The sequence below is a fragment of the Chitinophagales bacterium genome, assembly GCA_019638515.1.
Classification (GTDB): Bacteria; Bacteroidota; Bacteroidia; order Chitinophagales; family LD1; genus UBA7692.
In genome coordinates this window covers 180186-207029 of the sequence record JAHBTS010000003.1, presented here as the reverse complement: position 1 = coordinate 207029, position 26844 = coordinate 180186, and the positions used below count along the sequence as shown (strand labels likewise).

Here is a 26844-nt window from a genome sequence, read left to right as displayed (position 1 = left end):
TAACCGCTTTTAAATGTATGAATTCAAAAGTATTTTGCTTGCGGGGCAACCTGAGTTTAATGGATTCCTGCATTTCAAAATCCAATTCCCAAGTTTTGTTTAGGTAGTGGCAAAGCTTGTAATACTTTATTGTTCCGGCAATGCCAATGAGCAAAACCGGTTTGGGTATTTCATCTTCGTCATCATCATCTAACCTAAAAACCTTTTTTGGCATGGGTTGAGTTTAATACCGAAGGTAAACGCTTTCGCGAAGATTGAAAGTGAATGTTTCTAAATAAATAGACCGATGCAGGTGGCTATTCTGCTATGGTAAATTTTTTAGTTGCGGCAGTATTTCCGCTTTTCACTTTTGCTATAAAGGTTCCTATTCCAAGATTGCTTATATCAAATTTTGAGTAAGATGCCGTAGTGCCGAACTGTGCTACTTTTGCGCCTAAAGTATTGAATATGTCTATGGTGCTATTGGTATTGTTTGCACCTAAATCTACATGCAATACTTTGCTGTTTACAAATAGTTTTAGCTGTTGTTCGGGAGTTTGTAAACCGGAAACCACAGCTTCGAAACGGATTTGAAAGCGATTGGCGGCATCTCCTTTAATAGCATTAAACAAGAAATCGCCATTTTGTGTAAACTCATAAGAGCGATGTTGCATTTGGTCTTCAACAATTACTTTAGAAACGCCATTCAAATTCTCGATACCCGAAATTTCTAATTGATATGTTTCGGTAGCAGGAACTTTAAAATGTAACGGCACAATTGGATTTTCGTCAATACTTCCAATAGTGTTGGTGCTAAAGAAATCGCTGTTGTTTGAAGTGAATAAAGCTGGAAGAGAAGCATCAGAAAACCATTTGTAGCCATCGTATTCTAAATCGAATTCGGCAGTGGCACCAGGAATAATATTCAAATAGCATTCATCGGTATTGCCATTGCCCGATACTTTTATTTTTAATTGCTTAAGCGGATCATTGTTTTTATAGAATTGAATAGCACTGCGAGTGCGGTTGCTGCCGCCATGAATATCAAAATTTGCTGTGCCACCATTGTTAGCTTTGTAAACAAAAAAGCCTTGAAAAGGAGCCAATAAATCGGCACCGGAAAAGCTAAAATCTACATATTGCCCGTTGGCTGCGTCTAATACTTTAAAGATATTTCCAAACTCGCTTGCGTTAGGATTTACAGGATTTAAGTTTGCCGGAAACGGATTGCCCAGCAAGTGCCAGCCTGCAATAGTTGCATTGGGAGCAAGGTTTTGTTTGGTAGGTAATGCCCATCCTTTATTTCCCAAATTATTAATGGTATAAGATGCGTTCATATTAGGCGTACCGCTTAGTTCTAGTTTCCCGCTTCCACTTTTTACAACAGAGTATCCTTTACCATTTTGGGCATTGCCTGCAGAGCGCACTACCCATGCTTCCAAATAGCAATTGTTTACTAAGTTTTCGTTGTATTCAAATACATTGCCGTAGTTGCTCGAAGTAGCGAGTTGGGTTTCATCGCAATCGTTTTTAGGAGTTACGGCAACGCCATCTGCTCCTTTGGCAGGTGCAAAACTTGTAATGGCGGCATTGTTTATAGGGGCACTAAAATACAATTGGTTGAAAATTGAAGAAGCGCTGAACCCGCGTTGGAAAGTACCTGTGCCGCTATAAGTTCCATAATATCCTGTTGAAAAATTATCTATAATAGCCGCTTGGCTTGCCGATGGCGAAAGGAAAACCACATGATCATTTCCATTAAACGTTCCATCCTCTAAATCTAAAGATTCCTTTATTTCTAATATGCCATTTACGGTAACTTGAAACTGATTAACACCTCCTGCAACATTATTGTTGAAACGGAACCGTTTTACGGTAGCCTTTCCACCTGCATTTATGGTTAATCCGGTGGCATAGCCGCTTGGGTTTAAAGAACGCGCCAAGAAAGATTCATCAACTATTAAGTTGCCATCTACTGTAATAGTACCGCCTCTATCTCCGGTGCTTAAACCGTTTGGTCCGTCTATGGTAATAGTATCCGAAACGTATAGCGTGGCACCTGCCACAATATGCACATTAAGAGTAGTGGAATTTTGATTGTTGTAAAAGGCAGTACCCGGATAGTACAATCGAATAGTGGCATCAGCAATAGTTAGGTTAGAAACTGTATTGGTGTTATCGGTTTTTCTAAGCCTACCTATATTCCAATCGCCACCACCAGAAAGCGTAACATTCGTTCCTTCGATGTTTATTCCAATAGCATCAAAAGAAGGTGTGCTGTTGCCCAAAGTGCCTTGGTTGTCAATATAATCAAACACGCTCAGGTAGCGTGTGTTCGATACCACCGAACTGTTTCGCCATAGTTTTCCTCCACTTTGGATTTCGAGCGATTTAAGTGTTACGGGCGAACTTGCCAATTCAATAGTATGCCCCGATTGAATTACAAACCTATTGCTGGAAGAAAATACGGCTGTGCCGGATGTAGGGCAAGCGGGCGAAGGAGACCAAATTGCGGCATTAGATGAACCACTGGCGCATGAGTAATATACCGCATCATCATCATCCACAATAATATAAGTTACAGAAGCCGGAGAGCCGATAATAGCACCGCCTCCACTTACAGATGCAATAGAAATAATGGCGGTATCGTTGCCCTCATAAACCACATCGTTTATATTGGTGAGTGTGGTGCTGCCTGTGGTGCTGCCACTTGGAATAGTAATGGTGGCGGGCAATACAGTAAAGTCTGTTCCCGCAGTTGCCGAGCCGCTGTACGATAGGGTTACGGTTACAGTTGCAGGCACAGCAGTACATGCCGTAGCAGTAATGGTAACGGGCGAATTATCGTTTTCCATTTTGCTGGTGTGTGAAGTTGCCAGCGAAATACTTAATCCTTCTACAAAGGCAGTGGCATCTACATCTGATCCGCCAACTGCTCCCCAGTTAGCATTGTTACTTACGAAAGTTTTGTAGTTAGCTATGGTGTTGCAAGAGCGGGTGCCGGTGTATTCTTGGTTGCCCATACCTCCGGAAAGAATATTGCCATTAGCCGTATTTAATACCTCAGGCAAATAACTGTTGTTGGTACTTACTGCTCCCGAACTAAGCCAAGCTATACTGCTAACTCCATGTAAAAATGCCGGGCAACCGGAAGATAACTGATATGCAAAAACATTATCGCCTCCGCTAGAAAGTCCATCTAATGCGTTGCCGGTAGAAGACCCAATATTCCAAGTAGAAGTACCGCTCGAAAAAGAGCCTTTTACCACCGTACCTTTGGTAATGAGCGAAGCACCGCTGTTCCAAGTAAGGGTTTGTTCAGAGGTATTAAAATTGGGAGCGTATAGTGTTTTGTCCCATGCTTTATCGGTAAATAAGATATCGGTTCCTGCAGGAATATCTACTGTAGCAAAAAACGAAATTTGATCGGTTCCCGGAGTGGTGGTTTTAAATCCAGTAAACATAATATCGCCAACACCCAAAGTGGCTGCTGCACCTACGGTACCTTCCACAGTAAGCGTGGTGGAGGTAGCTCCGCCTCCGCTAAGTGTTAGTACTTCAGATTTTGCTCCTACACTAAGCCCTGCTTTTAACCTTACATACACATTGGTAGCAGCAAGTGTTGGCGCAGTATATGTTGGATTTACCGATGTGCCGAAGGTTATGCCGTCTAAAGAGAGCTCAAAATCAGTACTTGCATTTAAAGTTACACTTGCTCCGGTTAAATAAGCACCACTTATTTGTATAGAGCCCATTTCGCCATGTTGCGGACTAATGGCGCAAAAGCCGCTCAGTGGACTTGTGGTAGGTACTATGGTTAATTCCGGAGACGATGAACATGTTGCCAGCGGTGCATCTGCATTGTCTATTACAAGCGCTGTGGTTCCGCTGCTCGGGTTTACTGTGTTTACAGCGTTGGTAGGCCACAAGCCATCGGCATCTGTTGCTGCAGTGCCAATGGCACTACCTGTGCTTAGCGAAAATTGTTCTATCCTTCTAATGCCATTGGCTAAGGTGTTTGGAATAAGTGTTCCCCATGCTTTAGAAGTTCCATCTACATCGTTTCTGTAGAATGTGGCATAAGAAGTGGGCACGGTAAATCCATCGTCTTCAATAGCGGCACCGGAAATGGGGCGACCGGATGCAGTTGTATTATCCCAAAGTAGTACTAAGTTTTTGGCATCTCCGCAAGAAACACTGTTAATGCCGGTAGCTAAGGCAGTTGTTGTTCCCAAGTTTAATACAGTAACTCCGCTGGTAGTGGTGAGTCTGGTGGCAACAGAGGTGCCTCCTGCACCATTATTTAGCATAATTCTTATGTTCACGGTGTTGCCGGAGGTAAAGCGAGAGTTTCCGGTTGGTTGCAATCCAAACCATCCGGTAAACGATCCACTAGAGTTGGTGGTAAATTCGCCATACTGTCCGGAAGTAGATAAATTTGAAGAACCGGAATAAAAATTTCCTGAAGTAGGTAAAAATATGGGTGTTCCGGCTCCATTACTGGTAGCATTGTCTGATGCTATTACGGCACTTGTGTAGTACCTGTATGTTGCATTTGCGGTTAATCCATCTAAAGTGAGTCTGCAGATATAGGTTAGTCTATTGTTGTTAGTGCCGTTTGTTCCTTGCATATATTGAGGCAAGGAAACTTCTGTAAGCGATTGGCTAAAAACGGTACTTAATCCTAAAAGCAAGCTGAGAATTGCGCATAAATGTTTGTTCATAATCAGTAGAAATTAAACGGTATGAAAAAAAGCCGAAATACGATTTCGGTGAAATAAATGTATGTAAAATTATATTTCACCAACTACTGATGCATCGCAATAGTTGTAAACAAGTTTTATACAATTTGCTTCAAACAGACTGTTTATTCTTTAAGTCTGCCGGCTTTGTAGAAATATTTCTTATAGTAAGGTTGGTCGAGGCTATCTATACGCACACCGCCATGCACGGCAGCATGAATAAATTTACCGTTTTGAAGGTAAATGGCAACATGCGATATTACTCCTTTCCATATCTTAAAGAAAAGTAAATCTCCTTCTTGTAATTCGCTTTTAGAAGTAAGCGGTTCACATTGGGGAAAAATACTGCGCGAAGAGCGGGCTAAATCTTTTCCAAAAACCTTTTCGTATAGCATGCCTGCAAAGCCGCTGCAATCGGTAGCATTTTCAGATTTGGCACCAAACTTATATTTGGTATCTAACCATTTAAAAGCCTCTTCGTACAGCGATATATTTTGAACTTGCTCTAATGCAATGCCGTGTTTTGAAAAGTATGCAGCTACTTGAGTAATATCTGTAGTTTCGGTTTCTTGCGAAAACGAAAACTGCATCAATCCACACCAAAAAAGTACAAAGATGTATTTCATTGTTTTAGCAAGGATATAATGCTTGTGCAATAAATGAAAACAAGTTTTGAGTTTTTAAGAAAGCAGATGTTGCTGTTTAGGCAATTTCTCTTTGCAAGTGCCGTGTAAAGCAATATTGCTTTATGCTTTAGTTCAGCACAATATCAACTACTTCGTAGAGGTCGTTTACCAAATGTGTGTGTTTGGTTTTTTCTAGTATGCTGCGCGGTTGCACTCCGGATGTAACACCAATTACATATTTGCATCCGGCAGCGGTGCCTTCATTTAAATCGCTTTCTGTATCGCCAATTTTAGCTACTTCCGAAGCATCGGCAACGCCTGCAATTTCCATTGCTTTTAAAATTAAATCGGGATGGGGTCTTCCGTTTGCTACTTCATCGTTTGTAACCCAAAAGTCTACTACCTGTTGCACATCCCAGCCTAAGCGATCTATAAGCGTATTGGCAATATCGCGCGAAAAGCTTGTGTCTAATGCAACTTTTACACCTGCATTTTTTAATGCAAGCATAGTGCGAACAGCATTTGTTTTGCCTTTTACTGCAGGATGGTTTTTGTAAAACTCTAGCATATTTTGGTTGAAATCGGCAAGTATAGTATTAGCCAACTCCTCTACGTTTTCAGGAGCCTCTTCAAAAATCTCGTCTATAAGTTCGCGTATAACTAGCGATTTTGGTAGCCCCATTTTAGTATTGGCATGTTTAGGAGAGATGAATAACTCTTGTTTTTCAAAAGCCTTTACTAAAGCATCTGCCACAAAATCTTTATCTTCTACGGTGGTTCCTGCTATATCGAATACTGCGAGCTTAATTGCCATGGTTTCAAATTTTTTGCAATGTTATTTCTAATGTGCGTTTTTACAAAGAGTTTTTTTCCACGATAGTGTTCAGTCTTTATTGTCAGTGGGTAACGCATTTTTTTTACAACAATTAAATACCTTCAAATGAAAAGTTTCATTCTTTTGCTCACCATGAAGTTTTGGTGTGCGCTTGTAGCTTTTTTATTTTCGGTAACTGTTTTCGGCAGAGAACAGGTTCATTTCGATTTGTTTTTGTTTGGAAATAAAATAGGAACCATGACCGTAAGCAAACATGTAAGTGGCGATACGGTTCACTATTTTTTAGAAAGCTATTCTAAAGCAAAAGTACTTTGGATGAACTACGAAGATGTTACGTACATGAAAGTAAAGTATGTAAAGGCAAAATTGCACAGCGCCTATTACAAAGAAGATATGAACCAAAAGCTGAAATACTTAACCGACTTAAGCTACGATGGAAATCAATACACCGTAACAACCAAAAACGGTACGCGAAATATTGTGCCCGATAACTATCCATCGCTTTTATCGCTTTATTTTACAGAGCCTTTACATACGCCAAAAATCTATTTTGAAGCACAATTGTTTGCCACACCAATAGAAAAAAAAGCGCCAAGTCACTACGTGTTTAAAACCAAAGAAGGCAATGAAAACGAATACATCTATCGCAATGGAAAGTTAGATGAGTTGATTTTGCATACGTCTATTGCCACCGTAAAAATGAAGCGAGTAAATAGAGACTAATTACATGCCTATTGCCTCGCAAAAGGCAACATATTTATTACTTAGCCTTATGAAAACAATTGCCGAGAAAGAAGCCGATATTATTGAGTCTTTTGATCTTTTTGAAGACACAATGGAACGGTATGAGTATATTATTGAAATAGGGAAGAAGTTGCCGCCACTCGCATCGCAATATAAATTAGACGATTTTTTAGTGAAGGGATGCCAGAGCAAAGTATGGTTGCGCGCATACGAAAGCAATGGCAATATCTTCTTCGAAGCAGACTCCAATACTGCCATCACTAAAGGCATAATAGCACTGTTAATAGATGTGCTTTCGGGGCAGCCTGCCAAGCAAATTGCCAATGCCGAATTGGGCTTTATAGAAGCTATTCAACTGCATAGTCATCTTTCTTCGCAGCGCTCCAATGGATTAGCTTCCATGATTCAAAGAATGAAAGCTTATGCTGCAGCTTTTTCTGCTGCATAAATTATGAATGCTTTCATTACATTCGCCAGCTATGGAAAAAGGAACTTTGCTGTCGCAATATCTTAAAAGCAATACCAACACAGAATTATCCGAGGTGATAACTGCCATTGCAGATGCTACTGTACTTATTAACGAAAAGGTGCGCGTAGCAGGGTTGAGCGATATTGTTGGCGTAGCAGGCACTACCAATGTACAGGGAGAAACAGTTCAAAAATTAGATTTATTAGCCAACGATTTAATAATTGAATTCTTACAAAAAGGTACAGCTTGTGCTGCCTTGGTAAGCGAAGAAACCGATGCTGTTTTGCCAATTCATGCAGCAGGAAAATATGTGGTAGCGGTAGATCCGTTAGATGGCTCTTCCAATATAGATATTGCAGCTCCCATAGGTACTATTTTTGCTATATGGCAAAAGCAGTCTGAAGGAGTGGCAACCGATGCCGATTTCTTACAGCCGGGCAAGCAGCTTGCCGCTGCGGGATACATGTTGTTTGGAAGTTCCACCATCTTAATGTTAAGCGTTGGAAAAGGTACGCATGGATTTACGCTTGCTGCCGATGGTGCGTATGTAATGTCGCACCCGGAGCTTTCTATAAAAAAAGAAGGCGCCATCTATTCTGTAAACCAAGGCAATATTCACAAGTTTACAGATGGCTTAAAAGCATTTGTGGCTTGGTGTGGCGAAAGCGATAAAGCCACTGTACGCCCTTTTGGATTGCGCTATATTGGGTCTATGGTAGGCGATTTGCATAGAACTATTTTAAAGGGTGGCATCTTTTTTTACCCTGCCAACAAGGGCGAAAGCAAAGGTAAGCTGCGTTTACTGTACGAATGTATTCCCATGAGTTTTTTGGTAACACAAGCGGGAGGAATAGCTTCTAATGGGAATATGCCTATTTTAGAAATTCAGCCGGAAGAAATTCATGAAAGAACAGCCATATTTATTGGGTCAGAAAAAACAGTAGCACAATGCTTGCAATTTATTCAACAAGAAGTAGAAGCCTGAGATTTGTGATTGCATTGCTGCTATTGGCAGCAACTAAAATGGTAAACGCACAGAACGCTCCTATTGCCAGAGCCGATACATTTTATGTGTGCCCGGGCGATACACATGTACTCTACCCGCTGGCAAACGATAACGATCCCAATGGCGATAGTATTTTCTTAAGCAACTTTGTGGAGCCATTACCTGTAATAAATCCGGCAAGTGGCAGCTATACGCGCAGAGGCGATTCGGTAATTTTTGTTGCTGTACAAAATTTTTCGAGTAGTGTAACCGGAGCTTATAGAGTTTGCAACAGCAATGGGCAATGCACTTTTAGTACTTATACATTGGTGCTCGATGCGGTTTGCAATGGCATAAAGCAAAATAGAGCACCCATTGCAAGCCCAGATATTGTTTTTGCATTGGAAGATGTTGCCATTGTAGTGAAAGCGGCAGATAACGATCGCGATCCGGATGGCGATCCGCTTACGTGGGAGCCAATTACACAGCCGCTGAATGGTACACTTACTAAATCTGTAAACAACTACTCTTACAAAGGCAATCCTAATTACAATGGCTTTGATTTCTTTTTGTATCGAGTTTGCGATACAAGTAACAAATGTGCCATGTCTGTAGTTACAATTATTATTGCCCCCATGAACGACCAGCCCGTTGCTTACAACGATACCTTTACCATCTTAGAAGATCAAACTTTAGTAGGCAATGTGTTACTCAACGACTACGATGCCGATGGCGATAAATTAAAGACAAGAGTTACTCAAAATCCGTTCAACGGCACCGTGCAAATGGACTCTACCGGGAAGTTTGTATATCAACCCACCACCAATTATTATGGAAGAGATGAGTTTAAATATCGCGCATGCGATACTGCCCGTTTCTTTAATTGCTCGCAGGCAAGAGTGCTCATCAATATATTGCCTGTAAATGATGCTCCGGAAATAGATAATGTAACCATAAATGTTGAAAGCAGTGGTGGCGAATACAATGCAGATGTAGCTGTTGGAACCAGCGATGTAGAACACGACACGCTACGTTATCATATAGTATCTAAACCCAATAGTAAATTGCTTACTGCCACTATAGATTCTGTTTCAGGTTTGTTGCAGGTTACTGTTGGCAGAGGCTTTTGCGGCACCGATTCTTTTACGATAGAAGCCTGCGATTATGAACTTTGCACGCCTGCAACCGTTTGGATAAAAGGAGCAAATTGTATAAATGAAATTGAACAGGTAGAAGGATTTTCGCCCAATGGCGATGGTATAAACGACCAATTATTTTTTAAGGAATTAGACCAGTTTGCCCCTGCATATTTGGTAGTTTTTAATAGAAATGGATTTCCGGTTTATGAAAACGAAGATTATCGCAATAATTGGAGCGGCACCAACCAAGTAAATAATCAACCGCTCCCCGATGGCACTTATTACTATGTGTTGGAATTATCAAAGTTAGAAAAGCGGTATAAGAATTATTTGGTAATTCACCGCTAAAAAGATGTTTGTAAAACTATCCATTTAAATGGAGTGCAGTTTACAACACCACTGCAATTGCCAATTTACTGTTAACTTTAGTTCGTGAATTTCGTGCAGTCGTTTCTTGCTTTTATAGAATTTGAAAAGCGCTATTCGCCACACACACTATTGGCTTACAAAAACGATATGGAGCAATTTGCGGTGTTTTTGCAGCCATATAAAGTATCGGTAGCGCAGGCCTCGCACTTTCATATCCGTAATTGGATGGTGGAGTTGATGAAAGATGGCAATACAGCACGCAGCGTGAATAGAAAAATATCTACACTAAAATCGCTGTACAAATTTTTATTGCGCGAAGGTGTAATACAAACCAATCCAATGGCAAAAGTGGTAAGCCCCAAGGTGGGGAAAAAGTTACCCGTATTTGTGGAAGAAGCTGGCATGAAAAAGCTACTTACCCAAGTTACTTTTGCAGCAGATATATTTGGCGAAAGAGATAAACTGGTTATAGAATTACTCTATGCCACCGGCATGAGGCGCAGCGAATTGCGCAGCCTGAAGGATGCAGATATAGATTCGTGGAACAGTCAATTGAAAGTATTGGGAAAAGGCAATAAAGAAAGATTGATTCCGCTCCATCCTGCCATGCTTGAAAAGTTGAAACAGTTTATTGCAAAGCGAAATGCCGAGCTACCTGAGTATGATGCCGCATTTGTGTTTCCCGGCAAAAAAAATAAACCCATTAAGGATTATGAAATATACGCATTGGTGAAGCAGCATCTTGCAGCCGTTACTACTTTGGAGAAGAAAAGCCCACATATTTTGCGCCATTCCTTTGCCACCCATTTGCTAAATGAAGGTGCAGAAATAAATGCCGTTAAGGAAATGCTGGGTCATGCTAACCTTGCAGCCACGCAGGTGTACACCCACAATACCATCGAAAAACTTAAGAAAGTTCACAAGCAAGCCCACCCGCGCGGATAACATGTGCTATATTGCCAATTAAACTTCGAGTAGCTGCACACATCAATGTTCACAATAAACTTTTCATTTCAATGAAAACGTATTTATCTTCAACGCTTATTATGAAGACCATATTTATGGCAGCAGCAATGCTGTTTTTATTTGCGGCTCATGCACAAAATTCCGAAGCCTTATTGGCCGGATTAAAAGCCGGAAATGCATCGGCAGTAGCCAAGCATTTTGAATCTAGCATAGAATTTACTTTGCCCAGCAAATCTTCGGCATACAGCAAAGCACAGGCAGAGGTTGTATTGCGTGAGTTTTTCAGCAAAAAAGATATAAAGGGATTTGAGTTAAAGCACCAGGGCACTTCACCCGAAGGTTCAAAATACTTTGTGGGAACACTGCAAACCGCAGCAGGCAATTACAGCACTTACATTTATGGAAAAGTAGTAAACGGAGTGCTTACCGTACGAGAATTAAGAATAGAAGAATAAACTCCAATTTGCATGATTGAAATGTATAGTCGGCTTATTCAGCAGGCATTAGATGAAGATATTATTGACCCTCACGGCATTATTCCCCCGGGCGACCATTCTTCGTTGGCAGCCATTCCAATGGCAAAAGAAGGCAGAGCACAACTTTTGGTGAAAGCAGATGGTGTATTAGCCGGAGTAGAAGTGGCAAAAGAAGTTTGCCGTTTGGTAGATGAAAATTTATTGTTTGAAAATATACTTGAAGATGGAGCCATTCTAAAAAAAGGCAGTGTGGCATTTAGAGTATATGGGGAAGTAAAATCTATTTTAAGAGCCGAAAGAGTATTGTTGAATTACATGCAGCGCATGAGCGGCATAGCAACCCATACCAAAAAATTTGTGGATGCCGTAAGCCATACCAACTGCAAGATTTTAGACACGCGCAAAACAACCCCTGTGCTCCGCTATTTCGAAAAATGGGCGGTACGTATTGGTGGCGGCTATAATCACCGCTTTGGTTTATACGATATGATTATGTTGAAAGACAACCATATTGATTTTTGTGGAGGAATAGATAAAGCAATTGACGCTGTTTCAAATTACCAGAGAGAAAATGGGTTGAATTTGAAAGTAGAAGTAGAAGCCAGAACTTTAGATGATATTAAAGCCATTGTGGCAAAAGGAAATATTCACCGAATTATGTTCGATAATTTTTTGCCGGACGAAGCTGCCGAAGCAGTAAAGATTGTGGCAGGGAAGTACGAGACCGAAATTAGTGGAGGCGTTACTTTAGAAACAATTAGACCTTATGCAGAAACCGGTGTGGATTTTATTTCGGTAGGAGCGCTCACACACTCCAGTGTAGCGTTAGACTTGAGTTTAAAGGCTTTTTAAGCATTATGCTCGGTATATACTTATTGCACAATTAGGAATGGAAAAAAGCTCCAAAAAGAAAATATTGTTTGTGGTGAATCCCATTTCGGGAGTGGCACGCAAAGAAGGTATTCCCGAAAAAATTGCGCGCTACTTAGATTATGTGCAATACGATTTTACTATTCGCTATACGCAGTATGCAGGGCATGCAACGGCAATAGCTAAAGAGGCAGTAGAGGAGGGCTACCATGTAGTATGTGCAGTAGGTGGCGATGGTTCTATTAACGAAGTGGCGCAAAGTTTAGTAAATACCAATGTGGCATTGGGTATTATTCCATTTGGTTCGGGTAATGGATTGGCTTCGCACCTTTCTATTCCTGCACGCGATACATACGGTGCTATAGATGTTTTAAATAATTCCAAGGAGGTATTGCTCGATGCAGTAAAAACCAACAGGGGTTATTTTTTCAGTTGTGCGGGTTTTGGTTTAGACTCTTCGGTGGCAAGGCGCTTTAAGCACCATTCTATCCGTGGTTTTCTTTCGTATGCGTGGGCTGTAATTACCGAGTTGTTTTTTTATTTCAAGCCATTTCCCGGTAAAGTAAAAATTGATGACGTAGAAATTGAGCGTGATTTTTACCTGTTTACTGTTTTCAATGCCAACCAGTATGGTTACAATTTTGGTCCATTTCCATTTACCAGCTTAAAAGATGGTGTATTGGATGTAATTGTTGTCAATCAATTTCCGCTCTATAAACTGTTGTATATCTTTTTCTGCCTTGCATTTAAACGTGCAGATTTAATTAAGGAGGCAGAGACTTTTAGAGCTAAACAAATTGAAATAAAAGGCGATCCCAAAAGAGTATATCAATTCGATGGCGATCATTTTATTTTGCACGATGATTTAGTAATGGAAGTGGAGCCGCAGTGCTTGCGGGTGTTGGTTCCCAGCAAATTAAATTCGCTTTAAAATATTAAGCTACTGCAATGGTGGCAATGCTGAGCCTTAGGTTTTTCACTTGGTTTAATTGTAGTGCGCAGGCTTCTATGGTGGCTCCGGTGGTAAGTACATCATCTACGAGCAGCACATGTTTATTTTCGAGTTGAGTGGCGTTGTTTAGTTCAAATACGGTTGCCACATTATCTAACCGTTGAAATAAGTTTTTGTGCGTTTGGGTTTCGGTTGCTTGTTTTCTTACAATAAAGTGTGCATTGGCTTGGCATTTTAAAGCAGTTGCTAAACCTTGGGCAAATAGCATGGCTTGGTTGTAGCCTCGTTGTTTTTCTTTCTGTTTATGAAGTGGTACAGGGATTATGTAATCAAATTGGCAGTGCATGGCTGCTTTCATTTTTTCACCCAATAGTGTGCCTAAGAAAATACCCAGTTCTTTTTGGTGGCGATACTTTAGTTCGTGCAGCAAACTTTGTACACCACTTAGTTTTTCAAAGTAGAAAAGTGCAGTGGCTCGTTCAAAGGCAAATCGTCCCCAGAGGTGCTGTTCCATTGGGTTTGCTGTTTGCTCCCAGTAGTTGGTAAACGGTAGTGTGTGTAAGCAAGTGGTGCAAATAAAGTCTTGTTGAAATGAAAGTTGATTGCCGCATGATAAGCACACATTGGGATATACGATTTGCAGCAAATCTTGAAAGTAGCGGTGTAGGGTTGCTTTCATGGAGATGGGTTTAAGATAAGGAAGGGTGCGCGGTTGTTGCTCTAATTTAAGAAAGCATTTATTGTTTGTGAAATTAAGTGATGGTTTACTTTTTCTATGGGATGTACGGTATTTTCAAGCAAGTGGAATTTTCCATTGGGTAGTGAGAGAGTGGCGTTTTGTGTTTCTTCTTTGGTAACCATATTGTCGCCATCGCCTAAGCACATTAAAACAGGTTGGGAAATTTGTTTTAAATCGTTGTGCGTAAGGTGCTGCTGGGCTAAGGTGTGCATCATGGTTGCGGTACTTTTAACCAACTGTTTCCAGTTGCTGCCATGCAGTTGCAATAAGTAAGCAGCAAAGGACGGAACTTTTTCTTCTATCTTTTGAGGTTGCAAAAATTTGGTTTCGTGCTCGGCAGTAGCGGGATTCCAATTTACTTTTGTGCCGAGTGTAATTACTTTAGAAAATAGTTCGGGTTCTTTTGCAGCAATCCAAAGAGCCACGTAGCCGCCCATGCTGTAACCAAAAACGGGTATAGGTTCTGTAATTTGTTCGCGTAAAAAATCAGAGAGTTCGCGGGCTAAAGTTTCTATGGTAAAGGCTTGTTGGTGTACAGCCTTTTTTCCGTGATGGTTAAAGGTGTAAACCATAATATCAAAGTGAGGTTCTAGTATATCGCGCAGTGGAAAAAGTTGCTCGGCAGAACCCAATGCTCCGTGCAGTAAAAGCAATTTTTGTTTCACAAAGTGTGAGTTTTACAAGGTACTAAATAAAAAAACTTCCGAAGGTTTTTTTTATTGCACTTCGGAAGTTTTTTAAAAAGCATTAAGGTTGTTTATTTCAGTTTTACTTCTCCTTTGCCAACCAGGTAGCCGCTTTGGTAAACTTCTACTTTATAGGTTCCTTCCATATTTATATTGCTGCTCCAATCAATGCTTATTTTTTTATTGCTTTGTTGGTAATCTACATCGGCAACGCGACTGTATTGAACATCATCGCCACTATCGGCAAGTTTAAATGTACCGGAACCTTGGTCGCGCACGGCAATAGTTTCGCCTTTAGGGTTAATAACGCGCAGGTAAAGTTTCATGTTTCCTTTTTCTGCAACTTTGTTTTCGCCTGTTTCAAACGAAATTTTTAGTTTGCTTACTCTCTTCAGTTTAGAGGTTTCTTCTTCTTTGCCGCTGTTTTTAATGTGTACGCCAATTACTTTCAGGTTGTTTAATTTAAGCAATGCGCCAAGAGCAACTTTCTTAGACAGATTCTCTTTTTCTTGTGTAAGGGATTCGGTGTTTTTCTTTTCGTCTTCTAAACTTTTACCCAATTGCTGATTTTCTTGAGTAAGCATTTCGTTGGCTTTTGTAAGCTCTTCTACTTTGCCTTGCAACTCTTTGTTTTCAGCTTTTAGTTTGTCTATAAGTTGGCGGGCTTTGGCAAGTTCTGCCGAAGTAATTTTTCCTTTTTTAAGTAAGGATTCTATTTCGCCTTTGTAGTTTTCTATTTCGTTTTGGCGAGCAGTAATAATGCTGTCTAATTCAGCATTTTTGCCTTTGTATTGCTCTAGCTCGGCTTTGCGGGCTTCGAGTTCAGTAAGTACACCTTGGTATTGGTTGTCGAGTTCTTGCTTGGCTACTTCTAAATCTTTTTTCTCGCTGTTATTTACATAAAGCAAATAACCCAACACACCGTTGAGGAGCAACAACACCACAATAGCTGCAATGTAAATGCCTTTGTTACTTTTCTGGTTTTCCATTTGAATTGTATTTTAAGCAAAGGTAACGCAAGCTTTTGTATATTTATTGCCAAAGCTATCCACTAAGCCATGTGAAAAAAACTTATTTGTATGCAACCTATCCCACTCGAGCAATTTTTGGTAATAGATATTGAAACGGTACCTCAAACCAAAACATTTGAATTGTTGAGCGAAACCTTGCAGCAACTTTGGGAGCACAAGCACCAAATGCTGAAAATAGAGCATGAAACATCCGCAGAAAGTTTTGAAAAACGTGCCGGAATTTATGCTGAGTTCGGGAAAATAATTTGTATTTCGGTTGGTTATTTTCATAAGCAGGGAAGCGAGTTTCAGTTTAGGGTGAAATCGTTTTTTGGCGATGATGAAGCCGCTATTTTGCACGATTTTTCAGCATTGCTGAGTAAAAAGAAGGCTATTGTTTTTAGCGGGCACAACATTAAGGAGTTTGATATTCCGTATTTGTGCAGGCGTATGCTTATACATAAAATGAAACTGCCTCCGGTACTAGATTTTTCGGGAAGAAAACCGTGGGAAGTATCGAGTATAGATACCCTCCACTTATGGCGTTTTGGCGATTACAAGAACTATACTTCACTTAAATTGTTGGCGGCAGTATTGCAAATACCTTCACCAAAAGAAGATATTGAAGGTAAAGATGTGGCGCGGGTTTATTGGGTAGAAAGTAACTTGAATCGAATTGCAGCATATTGCCAGCGCGATGTGGTAACAGTTGCCAGGCTATTGCTGCGTTTTAGAAACGAGCAGTTTGAATTAACCGATGCTCAATTGGTGTTTGTGTAGTACTAAGAATTGCAAATGAGATAGCCTTTACCCATCTTGCAATCAAAACAGTTAAAAGGAAAAGAGGCAGCCTTAGGAGTTAGCTTTTACCAAAAGAGTTCCTAAACTTAAACGCTGGAAAAAATAATTAGCATGACAATTGAACAAGTATTTGAAGACAAAGCGCTAAAGGCCAAGGCAAAAGTTGCTACACTTGGCGAATGGCTCCTTAGTAAAGAATTATTGGTAGAAGAGTTGTTGGCTTATGCCGAAAAGCAGAAAGCAACCAATAAAGCCACATGCATTGAGGCAATAGAATATGCCACCAAAAAGGATTTGGCTATTGCCAGCGAAGCCTTGCTGCTGTATGTAACCAAAGCATTAAAAGATAGCGAACCCCGCGTAAAATGGGAGAGTGCAAAGGTAATAGGCAATATAGCCAAAAGCTTTCCGGCAAAGTTAGAGGCGTGTGTGCCAAATTTATTGCTTAATGCCACACATACAGGTACAGTAGTTCGCTGGGCTACGGCATACGCATTGGCAGAAATTCTAAAATTGAAAACAACGATAAACCCAAAGCTATTGCCTAAAATTGAAGAACTGTGTGAGCAAGAAGAAGATAATGGTGTAAAGAAAAAGTATGCAGAGGCTCTAAAAATGGTGAAGAAATAAGCGTATAATGCAAGTAGCAATCAGCTTAGGAAAGATACTTTCCTTCAATAGGCATTCTTCTGCCAATGCCGAATGCTTTTGGTGATACACGCAGTACCGGAGGCGCTTGAAATCGCTTCCATTCATTCATGTTTACCATGCGTAAAATACGTTTTACCACAGTTTCATCAAATCCATCTTTCAATATTTGATCTATGCCTTTACAATCTTCAATATAAGCAGTTAAAACCTTATCGAGTAGGCTGTAATCGGGCAAAGAATCAGCATCTTTTTGGTTAGGGCGTAACTCGGCCGAAGGTGCTTTCTGAATAATATTTTGTGGAATAATTTCCTTTGAACGATTGATATAATGCGCCAATGCATACACTTGGGTTTTATATACATCGCCCAGCACGCTTAGCCCTCCACACATATCGCCATACAGCGTTCCGTAGCCAACGGCAGCTTCACTCTTATTGGTAGTGTTGAGCAAAATATAGCCTAGTTTATTGCTGAAAGCCATGAGTAAAATACCTCTGGAGCGAGCTTGCATATTTTCTTCGGCAATATTAAAAGGTAGGTTTTGGAAGAAAGGCAGTGTCTGCTGCCTAAGGGTATCAAATACAGGTTGAATTGAAATAGTTTCATGAGCCACACCTAAATTAGAACATAGTTGAAGTGCATCGTCAATAGAATGTTGCGAAGAAAATTGTGAAGGCAGGAGAAGATTCATTACGTTTTCTTTTCCTAGCGCCTCTACTGCTAAACAGAGCACCACTGCTGAGTCTATGCCTCCACTTAGCCCTAAAATTGCTTTGTTGAAACCAAGTTTGGTAAAGTAATCACGGATACCAAGTACCAATGCATTGTATATGCGTTCAATAGTTGAATGGCTGTTATCCAACAGTTCGGAGAAATGGCTGCCGTTTTCGGTAAGTGTTATAGTTTGAATAGCTTCTTTAAAAAACGGAAGCTGTGTGCCAATATTCCCATTGGTTTGCATTACCATACTGCCACCATCAAAAATCAATTCGGTTTGTGCTCCAATTTGGTTTACATACACCATTGGAATGCCATAACGCTGTACGTTTGCTTGCACCACTTTTAGCCGCTCTTCGTGTTGCAAATAAGAAAAGGGTGATGCAGAAAGGTTTACTATAAAATCGGGTTGCAAAGATGCCAATTCATCTAAAGGAGCAATGGTGTAAAGAGGATTTTCATTGCCTACATTCCAAATATCTTCACAAATGGTAACTGCAATTTTTTTGCCTTTAAAGTGAAGTAATTCAAAGTTTCGGTTTGGCTCAAAGTACCTGTATTCATCAAATACATCGTAAGTAGGCAATAGTGTTTTATGAAACACTTGTTTAATTACTCCTTCGTGAATAAATACTGCAGCATTGTATAAATCCTTTCCTTGAGGAACCGTATTGGGCACGGGTGCACCAACTAAAATGCCAATATTGATGTTGGCATTGGCAATCTGCTGTAATGCTTGCTGGCATTGAGCAATAAAGTGCGGATAGTTTAAAAAATCACGTGCCGGATAGCCGCAAATGCTCAATTCGCTGAATACAATTAAGTCGGCTCCGGCAGCAACTGCCTGTTTAGATGCGGCTATAATTTTTGCAGTATTGGATTCAAAGTTTCCAACATGAAAATTAAGTTGCGCTAACGTTATCTTCATTTACTGTTTTTAGAAAATCGATGATGTAAAATAGGATTTGCGAACGCAAACCTACACGATTTTCAATTACAAAATACCGTAAGTACGCTGCAACTCTATAAGAGAGCATGCTGTTTACTTTCTATATTGTTTTGCTTTGCCGTAGTGAGGCTTAGCGCATGAGTATAATTGTTCCCGAAATTTTTTGGGTATTCAATGTTTCGTAGGTTACACTCAGGTGGTAAACATAAATGCCCGGCTCTGCTTTCTCTCCGCCAACATAGCCATCCCAACCGAAAGCAGCATTTTCGGTTTCAAATATTTTTTCGCCCCAGCGGTTGAATATTTTCAATTCCAATTTTTTAAAGCCGCCACCTTCAATTTTAAAGATGTCGTTAGAGCCATCATCGTTTGGTGAAAACAAGTTAGGAACATACAAAGCAGGTCTTTCAGTTACAGTTACCCATGCTGTTTTAGTAAGTGTATCGGCACAGCCACCAACATTAAATGCCACAAGAGTTACGCTATACACACCTTTGCTTTGGTAAATATGTGTGGGTTCAAATTCACCTGAAGTGGTGCTGTCGCCAAAAGTCCAAAGCCAATTGGTTGCTCCGGTACTGTTGTTATGTAGTATCAAAGGTTCTTCAAGCTGCAGAAGTCTTAGTTTTTCTGCAGAAAAATCGGCTACAGGTTTGTTTGAAACTGTTACAGATTGTGTAACGGTATTGCTACAGTTCTGTTCGGTAGCAACAAGTGTTACGCTATAAGTGCCTCCGGTGGTATAGGTAGTAGATGGATTCAAATCTGTTGATGAAGCATTGTTGCCAAAACTCCATGCATAAGTGCTGGCTCCGGTAGATTGGTTGGTAAACAATACTTCTTCGCCTGCACAGGTAGCTTGGTAGGTAAATGCTGCAACGGGCGTTGGATCTTCAGTTATAGTTACGTTATCTACATTAGTACAACCTGCGGCATTACTTACTGTTACGGTGTAAGTGCCTTGTGTAACAGTATTGGCTGCTGTAGTGGCCCCGTTGCTCCAAGTGTATCCGGTGCCGCCATTGGCTGTTACGGTAGTGTTGTTGCCGCTACAGTAGCTTAATGCTCCGCTAAAAGTAATAGTTGGAGGTGTAGATTCTGTTACGGTAGCAGTAGCAGTAGCAGTGCATCCATTAGCGTCAGAAGCGGTTACAGTATAAGAACCTTGCGTTACAGTAATACTAGCAGTGGTGCTATTGCCGGCATCGTTCCAAACATATCCCGCACCACCATTGGCAGTTAAGGTAGTATTGGCACCAATGCAGTAGCTTAATGCTCCGCTTACGCTTACTATAGGAGCAGGTAATTGTGCACTATTACTAAAAGACGCACTTGGTTGCGAATTGCAACTGCCGTCATTCGCTATTACTGTATAGCTGGTTCCGGCTGTTGCGCCAGTTACTACACCGGCTGCGCCTACTGAAGGTCCCACGGGTGTAAAGGTATAGGTATAAGCAGCATTGTAATTGTCTATAGTGCTGCTGCCGTCAGCTGCGCAAGTAGAAGGTGTGGTAGTAATGGTTGGGGCAACCGGAGGTGTGGTTGCAGCCGTGTTGCTAAAAGCAGTACTTGGCTGCGAAGGGCAAGTGCCATCATTTGTTTCTACAGTATAGCTTGTGCCCACCGTCATTCCGGTGATGGCTCCGCCTGCACCCACGGTAGGACCTACAGGAGTGAATGTATAGGTGTTTGTAGCAACATAATTACTAATAGTGCTGCTGCCATCTGCCATACAAGTAGGAGGAGTAGCGGTAATAGTAGGTGTGGCCGGGGCGGCTAATTGTGCAGCATTGCTGAAAGCGGTGCTAGCAGAGGAGTTGCAAGTGCCATCGCTTGCAGATACGGTATAGCTAGTTCCTGCCGTCATACCTGTAATAGCACCACCTGCACCTACGGTAGGCCCTGTTGGTGTAAAAGTATAGGTATAGGTAGCTACGTAATTGCTAACAGTACTGCTGCCATCTGCTGAGCAGGTAGGCGGAGTAGTAGTAATAGTTGGAGCCACGGGAGGAGGTGTTGTTGCTGCATTGCTAAAAGATACGCTTGCCAAGGAATTACAAGTGCCATCGTTTGTTACTACAGTATAAGAAGTACCGATTGTCATGCCTGTAATAGCACCACCTGCACCCACAGTAGGTCCTGCCGGAGTGAAAGTATAAGTATTGGTTGCTACATAGTTACCAATGGCACTGCTGCCCGGTACAGCACATGTAGGAGGAGTAGCTGTAATAGTAGGTGTTGCAGGAGCAGCTAATTGTGCTGCATTGCTGAAAGAGGTGCTGGCTGTAGAGTTGCAACTGCCATCGCTTGCAGTTACAGTATAGCTTGTGCCAACAGTCATACCTGTAATAGCACCGCCTGCACCTACAGATGGACCTGCAGGTGTAAAGGTATAAGTGTATGAGGCATTGTAGTTGCTAATGGTAGTGCTGCCATCCGCACCACAAGAGGGTGGTATTGATGTTGTAGTTGGCACTGCCGGAGGGGCAGAGGCCGGGGCATTGCTAAAAGAAGCACTAGGAGGAGAAGCACACGCACCGGTGCCGGCAACTACGGTGTAGCTTGTTCCTGTTACCATACCTGTAATAGCCCCCCCTGCTCCAACAGTAGGTCCGGTAGGGGTAAATACATAAGTGATGCCACTGGCATAGTTGCTGATGGTGCTGCTACCTGGGTTTAGGCAAGTAGGAGGGGTAGAAGAAATAGTTGGTGCTGTTGCCGGAGGTATTGTGTTTCCGTATGTAATTAAAAGACCGCCCCTGCCACCTGCACCACCACCTTGGTCGTTGCTTCCTGCGCCACCGCCTGCGCCACCGCCATATTGCCCACCGGGGCCTCCATTGGCACTGGCTCCTGCTGTACCGCCTACACCACCATTGGGGCCTGCAGCCGCACCACCTGCACCACCTACATATGAACCTTTAGGTTGTGCGGCCGCACCACCTGTTCCTGTTTGGTTGGTGGAGCCACCTGATGCTGTTCCTCCTGCAGAGGGGCCGCCAGAGGCGCCACCACTGCCGCTATTGCCTCTTCTTCCTCCTTGTCCGCCATTGGCAATTAAGCTAATGGCTGTTCCGTTTGCGTCTGTACCGGAAAAAGTGGTTCTGTTTCCATCATTTCCATTATCGCCATTGCTGCATTCACCAGCACCGCCACCGCCACATCCTCCTGAGCCTACGCTATAGGTAAAAGCAGAACCTGGAGTTACATTGATGGTGATGGTGCTATAGCCACCGCCACCGCCACCGCCACCGCCTTTGTTTTCTTTGCAGAAAACACCTCCGTTTGAACCATCGGAACTACCACCACCACCACCACCACCACCATATACTTCTATGGTAACTGATGTAACGGTGCAAGGGACAGTCCATGTACCATTAACAGCTCCACCATTGCAAGAACCTGAGCCTGGTACAGTAACGTCTTGTGAGCATAATATGTTGTAGGCTAATAAGAAAGAAGAAAGTGTAAAAAAGTTTTTCATCATACAATTTGAAAGGCGAAAAATAGAAATTTCCTATTATTAACATAGAATAAGATGAATGATATGTGTATAACGTTGCTTACACTTTTTAAGAGTGGGGTTTCCTAATTTTCTGGGGCATGAGCAATGGTGTAAAAGTTGTGGAATTGTTGTAACGTGTCTTAACAATTTGTTTACATTGGGCGCTTACTATTGCCGCTTCAAAAGTATTCCAAAGTAAATACAAAGTTGTATGTGGATAGATAAAATACTAACCTTCTTAGTTCCTAAAGACAAAACTTTTTTTGCCCTTTTTGCTAAAGCTTCTGCCAATGTGGTTGAAATATCTAAAGCATTAACGGAGTATATCAATGCCCGCTCGGCAGATAAACGGCAGGATATGATGCGTAAAATTCATGAACTGGAACATGTGGGTGATAATATCACGCATGAGATTTTAACCGAACTAAGCACCAATTTTATTACCCCTTTCGATAGAGAAGATATTCATTATTTAGCAACATCTTTAGATGATATTGCCGACTTTATTTATGGTGCAGCTAAGCGTATGGAACTTTACCGTATGGAAGATAATCCGGAATCGTTCAGAAAGTTGGCAGAAATAGTGGAAAAGAGTGCTGCAGAAATAAATAAGGCAGTTTTTGATTTGCGCAGTATGGATAATATAGTGCGTATTAAAGAAGCATGTGTGCGTATCAATAGTTTAGAGAACCATGCCGATGATATTTTTCATACAGCTATTGCCGATTTATTTCAAAAGGAAAACGATGCTAAGCGCTTAATTATGTATCAAGATATTTTAAACATGCTTGAAACTGCTACAGATAAGTGCGAAGATGTTGCCAATGTTATTGAAACTATTTTAGTGAAGAATTCTTAAGCCGATTAGATGACTTTTTTAATCATCATTATTGTTGTTGCCATACTGTTTGATTTTATCAACGGTTTTCACGATTCGGCAAATTCAATTGCCACTATTGTTTCTACTCGGGTGCTTACTCCTTTTCAGGCAGTAGCGTGGGCAGCTTTTTTCAACTTTCTTGCGTTCTTTTTCTTTGTTGATCATGGAGTAGCAGATACTATTAAGAAAATGGTGCATGAAGATGCTGTTACCGAAACTGTTTTGTTTGGAGGTTTGGTAGGAGCTATTATTTGGAATTTACTCACTTGGTGGTGGGGTATTCCTTCTTCGTCTTCTCACGCGCTTTTAGGTGGATTTACCGGAGCTGCTTTTGCAAAGGCCGGAATCGGAGCCATAAATATGGATAAGCTTTCTACCACATTATTATTTATTCCATTGGCTCCTATTATTGGAATGGTATCATCGTATGCAATAGCACTTTTGGTATTGAACTTAACAAAAAAACTTCCTGCATCTAAAGTAGATAAGTATTTCAGGCGATTGCAGTTGGTATCGAGCGCACTATTCTCTTTAGGGCACGGAGGAAACGATGCTCAAAAAACAATGGGTATTATTTGGGCTGCCTTGGCTTTTCATGGGTATGTGCATCCGGGCGATACGCTGCCATCGTGGGTAGCTTTAGCTTGCTATACGGCTATGGGTATGGGAACACTGTTTGGTGGTTGGCGTATTGTAAAAACAATGGGACAGAAACTTGCCAAGCTAAAGCCGTTTGAAGGCTTTTGTGCTGAAACAGCGGGAGCGCTTACACTGTTTGCCGTTACAGGAATGAAAATTCCCGTAAGTACCACCCATACCATTACTGGATCTATTATGGGAACAGGGATGACAAAACGCCTTAGTGCGGTTCGTTGGGGTGTGGCAGGAAATATAGTGTTTGCTTGGATTGTTACTATTCCGGCCTCGGCACTAATGGGGGCCGTTACTTTTTGGGTATTACACTTTTTTGGGATGTAAATCCTCGCCTATAAAAACAAACTCCTTTGATGGAAGCGAAACTTGCTATCTGCCTTTAATTCGTTAATAGCATTTTTACTTATCCGCCAGCTCATAACAAGAATACCAAAGGTGAAAATTCCAAGTGCAGGAATATTTTGCTGCATAATAAAGAAATCGTATGCACCGTGTATAAGTGTGGCATACAGCACGCCTTGGCTCATTAACGAAAAGCGGTGGCGCGGATTAAACTTGGCCTTGCCGGCATAGTAGCCCATAATTACTCCAAAAGAATAGTGTGCCGGAACTGCGGTAAACATTCTAATTATACCTGTGCCAAAGCCATGCATAAATACATACGCAATGTTTTCAACCGTGGCAAAACCCAATGCCACAAAGACTGCATACACAATTCCATCGAAAGGCTCATTAAATTCCGGTTGGCGGTACGCGTGTAAACGAAGCATTACAAATTTGCTTAGTTCTTCGCTTAATGCCACTACCACAAAAGCATAAAATGCGGTGCGGAAAAAGTTTTGTGAAATGCCATGCCCTAAATGAGCGCCCCATGTTTCTAATGCCAATGCGGGTATTACACTAAAGCAACCCCAAAGAAAAGCTACCAGTAAAATTCGTTTGGGTTCGGGATCATATTTATCGTGCCCATAGATAATAATGGCAAGATATAATGCCGGAGCAATTGCCAATGCTAAAAGTGTTGCTACTTCACCCATGTTTCAATAATATACAATTGTTGCAACTTACTTTTTGTTTTTCCATGAATTTTTATTTTCACCATTCAGTAAATAAAAAATGAAAAAAATTCTTCTTGCTTCAACAGTTGCCGCAGCGTTTGTACTGGGCTTTTCTTCATGTAAAAAAGAAACTGAAAATAATCCGCCAACTCCTAAAAATGAGGCTCCTTCCTCTTTTGTGCCGGGCGATGCAGATTTCTTTTTTAAAGCATCTGTATTTTATGTGTCCACCACCAGCGTGTATGGGCAATCTAGCGAGTATAAAGTTGGCGATGCTTTAGCATTCTTTAAAAACAATAAAGTGAATGCAGGTGATGTAACTATCAACGGACTGCCAATGACTAAGGAAGAAAGTGGAAACTACATCTACAAGAAATTAGGTAATATTCCTGAAGGTATTACATACTTAAGCAATCTTGCCGCTTGGACTGCCACCGGAGATACCGCTACAGGAGTAGCGCCATTGAGCATAAACGATACTACGGCTTTCCCTGCTAAGCCAGTAATTCAAGATAAAAAGATAAACACGCAGGAGAGCTTTTTATTAACTGCAAAGGATACCATTATTGCAGATTCTACTGTGTTTGTAGTATCGGGGCCTAATGCTACTTTACGCAAAGTAAAAGGACCTAATGCAAAGAGTTGTACATTTACCAAAGAAGAAATGCAAACATTGGGTACCGGCAGATCGCTTGGTTTAATACAAATTTCTCCATACACTACCGTGTTGGATACTACTGTAATTTCGGGAGCTAAAACTTACTTCCAAAAGCAAACTATTACTGCTAAATACGTAGATTTAGAATAATTTTTTTTGAAACAACTAAGTGTTGTGTGCAGCAATGCTTTCCGATACTATCCAAGCGGTTGTCCATGCCGCTTGGAAATTAAAACCACCTGTTATAGCATCAATATCCAATACTTCTCCGGCAAAGTAAAGGTGTGGAAGTAACTTGGATTGCATGGTTTTAAAATCTACTTCTTTTAGGTGTACGCCACCTGCAGTTACAAATTCATCTTTAAAGGTACTTTTTCCACTTACCTGAAAAGTAGCATTGGCAATATCCTCTACAATTTGGAGCAATTGCTTCTTGCTAGCATCAGCCCATTTTTTCTCTTGGGTTTCTTTTGAAATTATTTGCTTCCAGAGCCTTTCGGGGATGTTAAACAAATGGCTGTTTCCTATTGTTTTTTTGGGGTTGTTCGATTTATATGCTTCAATTAAAGGTAGTATAGCAGGTACTCCCATGCCAGTAAAATCAACCGATAAATCGAATTTGTAGGTTGCTTGATGCAAGCTCCTGGCGCCCCATGCCGAAAGACGCAATATGGCAGGGCCGCTAAGTCCCCAATGGGTAATTAGCAGAGCTCCTGTTTCTTGCAGTTTTAAACTTTTTATAGCTATGGTAGCGTTTTGCAACGAAATGCCGGCAAGGTTTTTGAGCCGTTCATCTTTAATATTGAAGGTAAAAAGCGATGGTACAGATGGTGTTATTGTGTGTCCCAATGCAGATAGAAGTTGCCAGGTGCGGGGTGTGCTGCCGGAGCAAATTACAACGGCTTGGGCTTGTATGTTTCTTCCTTTTCCGGTTTGTATGTGCCAAAGATTTTGGGATGCAGAAAACCGGAGTGCATCTAATCCTTCGTTGGTACAAATTTCGATACCGTTTTTAAGTGCTGCTTGCATAAAGCAGTTAATAATGGTTTCGGAATTATTGGTGGAAGGAAACATTCTGCCATCACTTTCTTTTTTTAAATGTACGCCTCTTTTTTCGAACCATTGAATGGTGTTGGATGGGTTAAAACGCATGAAAGGGCTTAGCAGCTCCCGTTCGCCACGGGGATAAAATTTTGTGAGTATTTTGGGGTCGAAACAGGCATGTGTGGTATTGCAGCGCCCACCACCGCTTATGCGTACTTTTTCTAATAGTTTACTCGATTTTTCAAGAATAATAACGCGGCTGCCCGGGGTTTTTTCGGCAATGTTGATGGCTGCAAAAAAGCCTGCCGCACCACCGCCAGCAATTACTATTGTTTTCAAA

Annotated in this window: 22 protein-coding genes and 1 pseudogene; 13 read left to right on the top strand and 10 right to left on the bottom strand. The window is 41.3% G+C overall.

What is annotated here, in order from left to right; all coding sequences use genetic code 11:
* Positions 1-296: 296 nt before the first annotated feature.
* The 3 genes from KF872_07495 to KF872_07485 form a co-directional block, all read right to left on the bottom strand.
* Complete coding sequence (locus KF872_07495; GenBank protein MBX2903386.1) at positions 297-4703, bottom strand: T9SS type A sorting domain-containing protein; 4407 nt, start codon at positions 4701-4703, stop codon at positions 297-299.
* Between the two features lie 143 nt (positions 4704-4846).
* A complete protein-coding gene (locus KF872_07490) occupies positions 4847-5347 on the bottom strand; it encodes a C40 family peptidase (GenBank protein MBX2903385.1) in 501 nt (166 codons plus the stop codon).
* A 127-nt stretch (positions 5348-5474) separates the two neighbouring features.
* Positions 5475-6161, bottom strand: coding sequence for an HAD hydrolase-like protein (locus KF872_07485; GenBank protein MBX2903384.1), 687 nt, complete (start codon positions 6159-6161; stop codon positions 5475-5477).
* A 126-nt stretch (positions 6162-6287) separates the two neighbouring features.
* Here KF872_07485 and KF872_07480 point away from each other — a divergent pair, with 126 nt between their 5' ends.
* From KF872_07480 to KF872_07445, 8 genes and pseudogenes are all read left to right on the top strand, one after another.
* Positions 6288-6905, top strand: coding sequence for a hypothetical protein (locus tag KF872_07480; GenBank protein ID MBX2903383.1), 618 nt, complete (start codon positions 6288-6290; stop codon positions 6903-6905).
* 49 nt (positions 6906-6954) lie between these two features.
* Positions 6955-7374, top strand: a complete 420-nt coding sequence (locus KF872_07475) for a SufE family protein (GenBank protein MBX2903382.1) — start codon at positions 6955-6957, stop codon at positions 7372-7374.
* Positions 7375-7405: 31 nt separating this feature from the next.
* Positions 7406-8380 carry a class 1 fructose-bisphosphatase gene (fbp, locus tag KF872_07470; GenBank protein ID MBX2903381.1) on the top strand — a complete coding sequence of 325 codons (975 nt, stop codon included), beginning with the start codon at positions 7406-7408 and terminating at the stop codon, positions 8378-8380.
* A gap of 5 nt (positions 8381-8385) precedes the next feature.
* Positions 8386-9867, top strand: a complete 1482-nt coding sequence (locus tag KF872_07465; protein ID MBX2903380.1) for a tandem-95 repeat protein — start codon at positions 8386-8388, stop codon at positions 9865-9867.
* A 102-nt stretch (positions 9868-9969) separates the two neighbouring features.
* Positions 9970-10833, top strand: a pseudogene (locus KF872_07460) (tyrosine-type recombinase/integrase).
* A 71-nt stretch (positions 10834-10904) separates the two neighbouring features.
* Positions 10905-11309 carry a DUF4783 domain-containing protein gene (locus KF872_07455; protein ID MBX2903379.1) on the top strand — a complete coding sequence of 135 codons (405 nt, stop codon included), beginning with the start codon at positions 10905-10907 and terminating at the stop codon, positions 11307-11309.
* Positions 11310-11321: 12 nt separating this feature from the next.
* Entirely contained in the window at positions 11322-12182 is an 861-nt protein-coding gene (gene nadC, locus KF872_07450; GenBank protein ID MBX2903378.1) for a carboxylating nicotinate-nucleotide diphosphorylase, read from the top strand.
* 37 nt (positions 12183-12219) lie between these two features.
* On the top strand, positions 12220-13131 hold the full coding sequence (locus KF872_07445) for a diacylglycerol kinase family lipid kinase (protein MBX2903377.1): 912 nt from the start codon (positions 12220-12222) through the stop codon (positions 13129-13131).
* A 4-nt stretch (positions 13132-13135) separates the two neighbouring features.
* Here the strand turns inward: KF872_07445 and KF872_07440 are convergent, their stop codons facing one another.
* The 3 genes from KF872_07440 to KF872_07430 form a co-directional block, all read right to left on the bottom strand.
* Complete coding sequence (locus KF872_07440; GenBank protein MBX2903376.1) at positions 13136-13831, bottom strand: ComF family protein; 696 nt, start codon at positions 13829-13831, stop codon at positions 13136-13138.
* A gap of 41 nt (positions 13832-13872) precedes the next feature.
* Positions 13873-14556, bottom strand: coding sequence for an alpha/beta hydrolase (locus KF872_07435; GenBank protein MBX2903375.1), 684 nt, complete (start codon positions 14554-14556; stop codon positions 13873-13875).
* Positions 14557-14648: 92 nt separating this feature from the next.
* Positions 14649-15566 (bottom strand): hypothetical protein, encoded by a 918-nt coding sequence (locus KF872_07430; protein ID MBX2903374.1) that lies wholly within the window; start codon positions 15564-15566, stop codon positions 14649-14651.
* Between the two features lie 90 nt (positions 15567-15656).
* Between KF872_07430 and KF872_07425 the strand changes: the two genes are divergently transcribed.
* On the top strand, positions 15657-16367 hold the full coding sequence (locus KF872_07425; protein MBX2903373.1) for a 3'-5' exonuclease: 711 nt from the start codon (positions 15657-15659) through the stop codon (positions 16365-16367).
* 132 nt (positions 16368-16499) lie between these two features.
* On the top strand, positions 16500-17018 hold the full coding sequence (locus KF872_07420) for a HEAT repeat domain-containing protein (GenBank protein MBX2903372.1): 519 nt from the start codon (positions 16500-16502) through the stop codon (positions 17016-17018).
* Positions 17019-17043: 25 nt separating this feature from the next.
* On the opposite strand, the gene KF872_07415 is transcribed toward KF872_07420, so the two are convergent.
* Together KF872_07415 and KF872_07410 are read right to left on the bottom strand one after the other, a co-directional pair.
* Entirely contained in the window at positions 17044-18684 is a 1641-nt protein-coding gene (locus KF872_07415) for an NAD+ synthase (protein MBX2903371.1), read from the bottom strand.
* A 151-nt stretch (positions 18685-18835) separates the two neighbouring features.
* The gene (locus KF872_07410; GenBank protein MBX2903370.1) at positions 18836-22192 is read right to left on the bottom strand and encodes a gliding motility-associated C-terminal domain-containing protein; all 3357 of its coding nucleotides are present in this window, start codon (positions 22190-22192) and stop codon (positions 18836-18838) included.
* Positions 22193-22421: 229 nt separating this feature from the next.
* Between KF872_07410 and KF872_07405 the strand changes: the two genes are divergently transcribed.
* Positions 22422-23069 carry a DUF47 domain-containing protein gene (locus KF872_07405; protein MBX2903369.1) on the top strand — a complete coding sequence of 216 codons (648 nt, stop codon included), beginning with the start codon at positions 22422-22424 and terminating at the stop codon, positions 23067-23069.
* Between the two features lie 9 nt (positions 23070-23078).
* A complete protein-coding gene (locus tag KF872_07400) occupies positions 23079-24068 on the top strand; it encodes an inorganic phosphate transporter (GenBank protein ID MBX2903368.1) in 990 nt (329 codons plus the stop codon).
* 8 nt (positions 24069-24076) lie between these two features.
* Here the strand turns inward: KF872_07400 and KF872_07395 are convergent, their stop codons facing one another.
* A complete protein-coding gene (locus KF872_07395) occupies positions 24077-24781 on the bottom strand; it encodes a PrsW family intramembrane metalloprotease (protein MBX2903367.1) in 705 nt (234 codons plus the stop codon).
* Positions 24782-24860: 79 nt separating this feature from the next.
* Here KF872_07395 and KF872_07390 point away from each other — a divergent pair, with 79 nt between their 5' ends.
* Positions 24861-25610: a hypothetical protein gene (locus tag KF872_07390; GenBank protein MBX2903366.1), complete on the top strand. Its 750-nt coding sequence runs from the start codon at positions 24861-24863 to the stop codon at positions 25608-25610.
* Between the two features lie 15 nt (positions 25611-25625).
* Here the strand turns inward: KF872_07390 and KF872_07385 are convergent, their stop codons facing one another.
* On the bottom strand, positions 25626-26843 hold the full coding sequence (locus tag KF872_07385) for an NAD(P)/FAD-dependent oxidoreductase (protein ID MBX2903365.1): 1218 nt from the start codon (positions 26841-26843) through the stop codon (positions 25626-25628).
* Between the last annotated feature and the right edge of the window lies 1 nt (position 26844).